The sequence below is a fragment of the Microbacterium sp. AK009 genome, from assembly GCF_013410955.1.
Taxonomy (GTDB): domain Bacteria; phylum Actinomycetota; class Actinomycetes; order Actinomycetales; family Microbacteriaceae; genus Microbacterium.
The window spans coordinates 1-8,696 of sequence record NZ_JACCCG010000012.1; the positions used below are offsets into that span (position 1 = coordinate 1).

8 protein-coding genes are annotated in these 8,696 nt (G+C 65.5%); 6 read left to right on the forward strand and 2 right to left on the reverse strand.

Going from position 1 to position 8,696, the window contains the following annotated elements:
- Positions 1–89 precede the first annotated feature (89 nt).
- Complete coding sequence (locus tag HDC37_RS16840) at positions 90–392, reverse strand: hypothetical protein (RefSeq protein ID WP_179561554.1); 303 nt, start codon at positions 390–392, stop codon at positions 90–92.
- Positions 393–725: 333 nt separating this feature from the next.
- Between HDC37_RS16840 and HDC37_RS16845 the strand changes: the two genes are divergently transcribed.
- The 6 genes from HDC37_RS16845 (at position 726) to HDC37_RS16870 (ending at position 5,467) form a co-directional block, all read left to right on the forward strand.
- Positions 726–968 carry a hypothetical protein gene (locus HDC37_RS16845; protein ID WP_179561555.1) on the forward strand — a complete coding sequence of 81 codons (243 nt, stop codon included), beginning with the start codon at positions 726–728 and terminating at the stop codon, positions 966–968.
- 448 nt (positions 969–1,416) lie between these two features.
- Positions 1,417–2,490 carry a tyrosine-type recombinase/integrase gene (locus tag HDC37_RS16850; RefSeq protein ID WP_308472264.1) on the forward strand — a complete coding sequence of 358 codons (1,074 nt, stop codon included), beginning with the start codon at positions 1,417–1,419 and terminating at the stop codon, positions 2,488–2,490.
- Positions 2,487–2,822 carry a helix-turn-helix transcriptional regulator gene (locus tag HDC37_RS16855; RefSeq protein WP_179561556.1) on the forward strand — a complete coding sequence of 112 codons (336 nt, stop codon included), beginning with the start codon at positions 2,487–2,489 and terminating at the stop codon, positions 2,820–2,822. The genes HDC37_RS16850 and HDC37_RS16855 overlap by 4 nt, the downstream gene beginning before the upstream one ends.
- A gap of 344 nt (positions 2,823–3,166) precedes the next feature.
- The gene (locus HDC37_RS16860; protein WP_179561557.1) at positions 3,167–4,138 is read left to right on the forward strand and encodes a hypothetical protein; all 972 of its coding nucleotides are present in this window, start codon (positions 3,167–3,169) and stop codon (positions 4,136–4,138) included.
- Between the two features lie 154 nt (positions 4,139–4,292).
- Positions 4,293–4,964 (forward strand): hypothetical protein, encoded by a 672-nt coding sequence (locus HDC37_RS16865; protein WP_179561558.1) that lies wholly within the window; start codon positions 4,293–4,295, stop codon positions 4,962–4,964.
- Positions 4,961–5,467, forward strand: a complete 507-nt coding sequence (locus tag HDC37_RS16870) for an RNA polymerase sigma factor (protein ID WP_179561559.1) — start codon at positions 4,961–4,963, stop codon at positions 5,465–5,467. The genes HDC37_RS16865 and HDC37_RS16870 overlap by 4 nt, the downstream gene beginning before the upstream one ends.
- Positions 5,468–6,202: 735 nt before the next feature.
- Here HDC37_RS16870 and HDC37_RS16875 read toward each other — a convergent pair.
- Positions 6,203–8,569: an AAA family ATPase gene (locus tag HDC37_RS16875; RefSeq protein ID WP_257021595.1), complete on the reverse strand. Its 2,367-nt coding sequence runs from the start codon at positions 8,567–8,569 to the stop codon at positions 6,203–6,205.
- Positions 8,570–8,696: the final 127 nt, after the last annotated feature.

The window sequence follows — 8,696 nt, forward strand, 5'->3', positions numbered from 1 at the left end:
CTATCGAGTACGAGACCGAATACCATCAAGCACACGCCCAGGAGCCCCTGGCCGCGTGACAGAAAAGCCTCCACGGAACCCAGGACGGTTCAGGCGGCGTTGTGGGCGGCGCCGAGGTGGATGACGGCTTCTTCGTAGGATTCGGCCCAGACGCCGATGATGCGGCCGGTGGTGTTCTGAGCGGTCCACCATGCACGGTCGGGACCGGAGGGGCCGTGACGGTCGTAGGTGGGGATGCCGAGGGCGGTGAGTTCGGCGTCGATAGCGGCCCATTCGCGGCGCACGCTGTCGTTCGTGGCGTGGTCCCCGTGGTTCGCGGCGTCGCGGACGCGCCCGGCAGCGTCCCAGAGGGCGTTCAGGCTAGCGCGCGATGGTCTTCTACTTCGTGTCATCTCTTCTTCTCCTCACCGTTTTCCCGGCGTCGGGCCGGACACGTAGTGCCGGTGCGGGCTGAGGCGGCGTAGTGCCCGGAGGGAGCGGTTGCTAAGCGGAGCCTGGAGCGCAGCGGAGGGTGGAGTCTGCAAAGAGCGACCGGAGGGAACGGAGCCGGTGGAGCTCGCATAGGCTCGGAGTTTCCGGCTCGACCCTGGGAACCAAAGACAGCGCCGCGTAGCGGCTCGTCCAGTCGGCCGTGGGCCGGCTGCTTTCCACAGTTCGCGCGGGAGGCGCTTCGAAGTCACTGTGACTTGGTAGACAGTGGGTCTGTGCGGTGGGAGGTTGGGCTCATGAGCAAGCGGGCGCGGATCGCGAGGACCGCGGCGATATCGAACGGCATGGTCTGGTTCGGTCTGGCCCTCTTCGTCGGAGCGTTCGCGGTGCAACTGGCGCCGTCTGCCCTGGCGGGCGAATGGGCAGGCGTCGTCGGATGGATCTGTCTGGTTCTCGCCACCATCGGGCTGATCGTGATGGGGCTGGTGGAGCAGCGCACGATGCGCGCCGCTCGGATCAAGTACGGTCACCATCCCTGAGCGCTGATGGACGAGTTCGAACACGCACGCCAGCCGGCCTGCCCTGGCTGTAGGACAGCGCTGTATGACGTTGTAGGCGGGTATGTCTGCCGCTCGTGCGATCTGGCGTACCTGCCTCACGTGAGCTTGCTCACCGCCGCAAGCAGCGATCGCTCGTTGGCGACCTGACGTATCCTCGATTCGACTTTCATCTCTCGGCCGGAGGAAGGAACCCGGTCTGGGGTGACGAAGAACCGTCGCTATGAGGCGAAGTCAGCGGAGTTGCATCGGCTGCATGACCCTAGCCGTGCACTACTGACGAAGATGTCGCCAGGCGCTGTTCCGCAGAGCTGCATTTGGTTGACAAAACTCCTGCGCTTCCCGTTTAATGCATGATTAACTCGTCAAACGGGAGGATCATGAAGGATCGGGTCCCGTTTGGGTCGGCCAGTCTGTATCTGTCGACGATGTGGCTTTCCTGCGCGAAGACGCGGCGGTCTTCGATGCGATGCTGCAGGGTTGGTCCGCGCAGCAGGTCGGTGGCCGGGCGTTACAGTCCCGGACGGTGAACCAGAGCCTCCACGCCGTGCGGAGATTTCAACGCCACGCCAACGCCTATCCCTGGCACTGGACGGCCGCAGCGTTCGACGAGTGGATGCTCGATATGGCGTCCGTGCGCCAGTTGGCACCCTCGACGCTGCGGAACAATCAGCATGCGATTCGGCAGTTCTGCGACTTCCTCTGCTCGCCGCATTACGGGTGGGCCCAGGAGTGCGAACGCAGGTTCGGGACGCACCCGGTGCAGGTATGCCATGAATGGAACACCCGCCCGCACGTCCAGGACTACGAAGGCGATCCGCGTCGACGACCACTCACGCGCTCCGAGCTGCAGCTGCTGTTCGATCGCGCAGACGACGAGGTAGAGGCCCGGGTGTCCACCGGGCGGAAGGGTGCCGCGTCCGCATATCGGGATGCGACGTTGCTGAAGGTGATCTATAGCTGGGGATTGCGAGCCCGCGAGGCGTTGATGCTTGACACGGTCGACTTCTACAACAACCCAAAGTTTCCCGCCTTCGGAGACTTCGGTTTCTTGCGTGTGCGATACGGCAAAGCGTCTCGAGGGTCCCCGCCGAAACCCCGCACCGTGGCGACGGTGCTGCCGTGGGCTGTGACGGCGGTGGAGGACTACGTTCGCAACGTTCTTCCGCTCGTGAGGGTGGGGACGACGTCGGCGATGTGGGTCTCCGAGCGCGGGACACGGCTGGGCACCCGTTCGCTGAACGACAAGTTCGCGCAACTCCGCGACGACATCGGCCTAGATCCCCGGCTGACACCGCACTGCCTGCGGCACAGCTATGCCACCCACCTCATCGAGGACGGCCACGACCCGGTCTTCGTCCAACGGCAACTCGGACACGCGTACCAATCGACAACCGGGATCTACACGCACGTCTCAGCAGAGTTCGCGAACCGGATGCTGGCATCTGCTCTGGACCGCGCGGGCCTGATGAACAATCTCGACAACAAAAGGGAGACCTCATGACGGTGATGATCGGCTATGAATGGCGCTTGCGGGAGCAGATGGCGGCGGCAGGGATGTTCAGCACCACGAAGCTGATTCCCCTGCTCGCCGAGCGTGGGGTGCACTTGTCATCGAGCCAGGTCTACCGGCTCGTGGCCGACAAACCCGAACGCCTCAACCTGAGCGTCCTGATCGCGCTCACGGACATCCTCGGGTGCACCGCCGATGACCTGATCGTGAAGGTGGACCTGGGCCGGGCGCGCGAGACGGACCAAGCGGTCAACGGCGACTCCGCGTCCGCAGCGATCCGCGATCGCGGACTCAGACCCCAACGCGCCCACCTGACTGACTGACAGCAATGCCCGAGCCACCCACCTGCGGGCACAGCGGGACGGTTGCCGCGGTCCTTCCCAGCGGCCGGTACTGCCACTACTGCCGGCGCTATGGACCGGAGTTCCTACGCCCCTGCAGCCGCTGCAACAGGATCGATCACCTCACCGCTCAGCTCTGCCGCCATTGCCGCGCAGCTGACGCCCTCGCGGCCACCTTCACCGACGACGTTCTCCGCCGACAACCGAAGCTCGCCGCGCTGAACCAGCACCTCCGCGACGCGGACACCGATTACGTGGTGAGTCTCACCACGAGGCGATCCAACGTCTGGCGCACCATCACGGCCGTCACCGCGCTCCGGGAGCCGGTGACCCACGACCGGCTCGATCGGCTCGGAACCATGCGGGCCGTCTCGCAGGTGCGCTCTTTGCTTGTGCAGCTTGACGTGCTCCCCAGCCGAGACGAGTACGCGATCGCCTTCCAAGCCCTGGCAGCGCGTGAGATCGCGGCGCTACCGCACGGCCCGGACCGACTCGCGGTACGCCAGTTCGTGCGATGGAGACAGCAACGCACGGACACCACCCGCCACCTGACGATGACGCAGGCAGCCAACGACCGCAACGAGCTCCGCGTAATCCTGTCCCTGATCCGCGCCGTCAACGCCGCCAGCGCCACGATCAACACCGCTCAGCAGGCAACACTCGACTCCTGGGTGGTGAGCGTCCGCACCCCACTGAAGGCGCGCCGGTTCCTCCTCTGGTGCGCGACATCTGGCACCAACACCGGTCTCGTCGCCCCGGGCTATCAACGAAAGCCGTTCAACCTCGGAGGAAAACTCACCGGCTCCAACGAGGCCGCGCTGCGACGAGCTCTCACCGAGGACATTCACCCACCGCGGATCCGTTTAGCTGTGGTGCTCACCATCGCCTACGGGATACGCGTGCACAAGATCGTGCAGCTGCGACGTGACGCACTCGCACTGATCGACGGGCGACCACGGATCCGCTTTGGCACTCTCGATCTGGAACTTCCCGTTGTCGCGGCCCCGTGGGTCGAATCGATCCTCGCCGGCACGACCGTTCGCAACCGTGTCGGCGGAAGGCCGGGCGATGAAATCTGGATCTTTCCCGGCTACCGACACGACGACCACATGCTTCCCGGAAGCCTCGCCGCGAAGTTGCGCGCGATCGGCGTCTCACCCCGCCGAGCACACCAAGCCGCAGCTGCCTCACTCATCACCCAGGTCCCGCCCGCCGTCATCGCCCGGCTCCTCGGTATCAGCCTGACAACAGCAACAGCCTGGTACGCCCTGGCCGGCAGCAACATAGAGCATCGCTAAGTGACTTGCCCGGCGGCTACCCGTGTAGAGCCAGCGGTCCCCGAGCTCCAGCCGACCTTGGCCGCCGGTTCTGGCGGAGGTAAGGGCAACCGGGAACGCGTGGACAAAACCCGGGGAGCCGGGAACGTCTCAGTGAACCAGATTGAGGAGCCCCATGAACGATTCTTTGGATGACCGCTTGCAAGACGCAGGGAAGGTCTTCACCGACAACGCAGAAGTGAGCCGTTCGTTGGCGGATCTGCTCGATGCGCGCCTGGCTGCATCACCTAAGTCGAGCCGCCGACGGGTTGCGAGCCTGGCCGGAGCCGCGGGCGTCCTTCTCGCCATGACCGGCGCCGGTGCCGTAGCCGCGTCACAATGGGGGCCCTGGGTTACCGTCACAGACCCTGACGTCGTGCTCGAGCGATCATGGACCGACGCTGAGGGAGAGTGGCTCGGAGACTGCGAAACCCGCTTTGCGATGGAGGCCCTCCCGGAAGAAGTGCGAGCCACTGCTGAGACCTGGCTGTCAGCGCAGGACCTTGATGCTCTGGAGCCTGATCCGCAATCCGTTGCCGGCACCCTCAACGCTCTCGGACGTCTCGACGAGTTGCCGCGCCTCCTCCCGGGTGAACAAGCCGCGGACTACGGGGTCTACCATGAGGGTCCGCTGTGGTCAGCGGACTGGTTCTCAGATGCCAGGATCCTGCAGGACGCCACAACATCGGCGCTCTCGGCCGAGCTCGCGGCGGTCATCTTCGAAGCCAGTCCAGACCTCGCCGACGGCGGGATCGGGTCTGTCGTTGAAACGCAGTGCACGACCGACCCGGCCCCGGGCACCCCGTGATCTCGCACGTCGTAAAGGACAGTGCACCCGCCCTTCTCGGCTATTTCCTGCGTCGCGTTGATATCCCCGAAGATGCCGCTGACCTCGTTGCCCAAACGGTTGAAGCCGCCGTTCGCTCGATGAGAAAGATGCCAGAAGATCAGCACCGTGCGCGGCTCTGGCTCTTCGGGATCGCCCGAAACATCTTGCAGCACCATCACCGATCGATCCGGCGCCACGACGCCCTCGTACAGCGCCTCGCGCAAACAATCAGGGACAGTCATGTCGTCGACGACGGGGAACGGATGGACGTCCGACGCGCGGTCTCCGAGCTACCCGAGGACCTTGGAGAGCTGATCCGGCTCGTGCATTGGGACGGGTTCTCCATCGATGACGCGGCACGTCTACTCAACGTGAATCCCTCGACCGCTCGAAGTCGTCACGCGCGCGCAAAGGACCTCCTCCGGGCCAAGTTGTCCCCAGCGCCCGCCAACATGCAGGCACCAGAATCCAAAGTGACATAACGTCGCCGACCCGCCACCCACGCAAGTTGAATCATCGCCCGCTCGCCTCCGCCGCGCGAAACCTGACCCAGGCTCGGCGACGCTACGCGCAGAAGTTGGAGGCGCCGGGCTCGACCTCAACTCCGCCTACGACACGCCGAACCAGATGAGGAGACGCACAATGCGCGCATACCCGGTCGGCCCCGCCGACATCGAACTGCCCCCGACTGAACCGATCGATATCTCATGGATCGTCGCGGCAACCGCGACGGCGACCACCAACCTGCCCTAACTCGAGAAGGTGACCACCTCATCGGTCCAGCCGCCAGCCGATAGGCGTTGAGGAAGACCATCCGGCGCGCAAGTCGTGGGCATCGGATCCCGATCGCGAGCCTCGGCAAGCCACAACACTGCCGAATCGAACTCTGCGTGTTACCGGCACACTACGACGCGCTGAACGATGAGCGCATCCAGCAGAGCACGACACGTCGGCGGGCCTGCACACTCGGCAGCAACGCCTACGGGCCCCAACCGATCCAGTGGGCACCGCGCGGACGGCTCCCCGAGGTGTGGGCGTGGATCTCGTGGGCGGATGAGCCCGCCTCTCGCCTTCCGGCCGAAGCTGCGGGATGGAACGACCGTGTCGTCATCGTCGAATGGGAAGCTTCCGGCGGTCGGCGCAGCGTCGTTGTGTGGCGCAATGCGGTAACTCGCCGCTGTCCCGAACAGAAGTAGGAGCGATTGCGTGGTTTCGGGTCAGGACAGGCTAGGCGTGCGGCCGCTTTGCGGCGTCGTGAATCCGGCGGAAACGAAGGGCGCGCCCGAATCCACGAATCGTGCCGCCAGCCGCAACTCTGTCATCGCCGCCGCGCGGGAGTCTTCGATCGACGCCTCGATCGGGCTACGCGTCATGCTCTCCGCAATGGCCGCGACCGCGGCATCCCTCGTCCGAGCAATCGCGATCGCCTCATTGTGAGCGCGACCCCGGGTCATTCCGACATACAGCCCCGACGCATCCACGCCGGGACCGACGATCGACGCGTCGGTCGTCTCTCCCTGAATTCCGTGGACGGTGGACGCATAGGCCAGGTGTACGTGCGACGCAGCGTAGTCAGTGGAGATGCGACGGATGTCGGCGCTGTCGGTGAGGCTAACGAGGTCGATACTGCCGGGACGGATGCGACGGATAGCCCAAACCGCGCGATTGTCGACGTCAGCGGCTCTGTCGTTGCGGCGCGTCTGCACCACGTCGCCTTCAAGCAGCCGTTGCTCGCCGCGTCCGACGGCCACCCGGTTCAAACGCAGCTGGCCGAGGTCCAGCCGCCGCTGCTGGATCGCGTCGTTGACGGCGTCTGCTTCCTCGTTCGTCGCGGTGACGAGCGCCACTCGCCTGTGCCGACCGGCCCATCGAAAGTACGCCTCGGCCATCAAGTCACGGGCACCGCTATTGTCATCGACGCGATGTATGACTCCTCGATCGTCCAATTCGGCGGCGACGGCGAGCGCAGCATCCATCGATCCTGGTTCGCGGAGCCGGAGTGTCAGTGCCGCGTACTCCTGGTCGCGGAAGCGATGCACCGCGCTGAGTTCGACGACAGAACCACTTCGGCGAGCCATGGTCGCCATGGCACCCGAGTGGCCCACGGGCATGGCCTGGAGATGGTCACCCACCATCGCCAGGCCAGCGCCAGTCTCGAGAGCGAGCGCAGCGAGGGCGTTGGCCGTGTGGAGATCGAGCATGCCGGCTTCGTCAATGACGATGCGGTCGTCGTGGTTGACTGGGTAGCGGGTCGACCCCGGGTAGGGAGCGCCCGTGGTGGGGTCGATGTCGCCGGGGATGAGGCGTGTCCAGGTCTCCGCACCAGCGGCGTCGCGCCCCCAGCGCCATCCATGGTCGGCAAGCAGCGCGTGTACCGACGAGGCGGGTGCACCGATCTCGCGTCCGGCGACCGATGCCGCCTTTCGAGTCGGCGCCACAACGATGAGCCGACGACGCTGGAGGGTAAGTGCGGCGTGCGCGACACGGAGCATCGTCGTCTTTCCCGTGCCAGCCGGTCCGGTGATGGTCACGAGCCGGTCAGTGCCGGCGATGGCACCAGCGGCCTCAGCCTGCCCGGACTCGATGACGACACCTGTTGGCAGTTCTGACTCTGAGACCAGTCGCATGGCCTCGGGTGACAGCGCGGCTCCGGCGATGTTGAGCGAGCCGAACCGGCGGGCAAGCTCGACCTTGAGCGCGGCGGTGCGCGTCGTCATGTACCCCTTGATGTGTTGAGGCCGGTCTACGGCGCCGTCGAGCAGGTCGACCGTGTGAGCGAGCGAACGCGATACGACAGCGTCGATCGTCGCCTGAAGCGCCTGACGGTGGGCGACGACCCCGGATGCCGCGACCGCACGCGTCGCTCCCGCGCGGAGATCGAACAAGCTAACGCGCCCGCCAGAGCCCGCCGACCGGTCATCGGCGTCCACGATCGCTCGAGCCGCTAACAGATCGAGATCGATGTTCTCGACGTCGACAGCCCGCACTGCGACAGACGCGCGCTCCGCCAGCAGCCAGGGGTCGATCGCGGCTAACTCATCTCGGACCGTCTGCTCCCAGGCATCCTCCTCCAGTCCCTTCGGCTTGCCGGGCCGCTCCTTCGCCCACGCCTGACGATCGATCTGCTTCTGGATGTCACGGCTGGGCTCTTGTCCCGGGTGATCGTCGCGCCACTCGGCAAGAAGTGTCGCGCGGTTCGCTTCGATCTGGCTCGACCGGCGTGACAGAGCGGGCACGGCGTGTGCGACCTGCGGAACTTCCCCGTCGACGCCGATTGTGTAACCGTGTCGCGCCAGGGCGGCAATCCAGTCGGGGTCGGTACGGGCCGCGACATCCCCCTCAGCGTTGATGAGCGTGTGCAGCCGCATCGCCACGCGCGAGTCAACGTTCGACCACTTCCCGTCCTCGCCGAGCACCTTGACGCTTAGCCAAAGGTGCCGGTGCACGTGCGGATCGAGTGCCCGTGACCGCCGATGCTGGAGCTCCACAACCTCGATCTGATGGAGTGGCTGTCGGATGCTGCCGCCCGAGCCTCGACGAGCGTTCAACTCACGTTGCCACGTGGTGATGATGCGATTTCGCAAGCGGTCCTGCAGGGCCTCGAACTCGGCTGCCAGTGGACTGACCCCGTCTTGTAGGTCCAGTCGTTGTGTGAGTCGTCCTGTCGCCCGAGGGTTCGGGCAGGGAGACTGGTCAGATCATGACGAACAG

What these genes read in the sequence shown, in the direction of transcription:
- HDC37_RS16840 (WP_179561554.1), bottom strand. Translation starts at nt 392, where the DNA reads ATGACACGAAGTAGAAGACCATCGCGCGCTAGCCTGAACGCCCTCTGG.
- HDC37_RS16845 (WP_179561555.1), top strand. Translation starts at nt 726, where the DNA reads ATGAGCAAGCGGGCGCGGATCGCGAGGACCGCGGCGATATCGAACGGC.
- HDC37_RS16855 (WP_179561556.1), top strand. Translation starts at nt 2,487, where the DNA reads ATGACGGTGATGATCGGCTATGAATGGCGCTTGCGGGAGCAGATGGCG.
- HDC37_RS16865 (WP_179561558.1), top strand. Translation starts at nt 4,293, where the DNA reads ATGAACGATTCTTTGGATGACCGCTTGCAAGACGCAGGGAAGGTCTTC.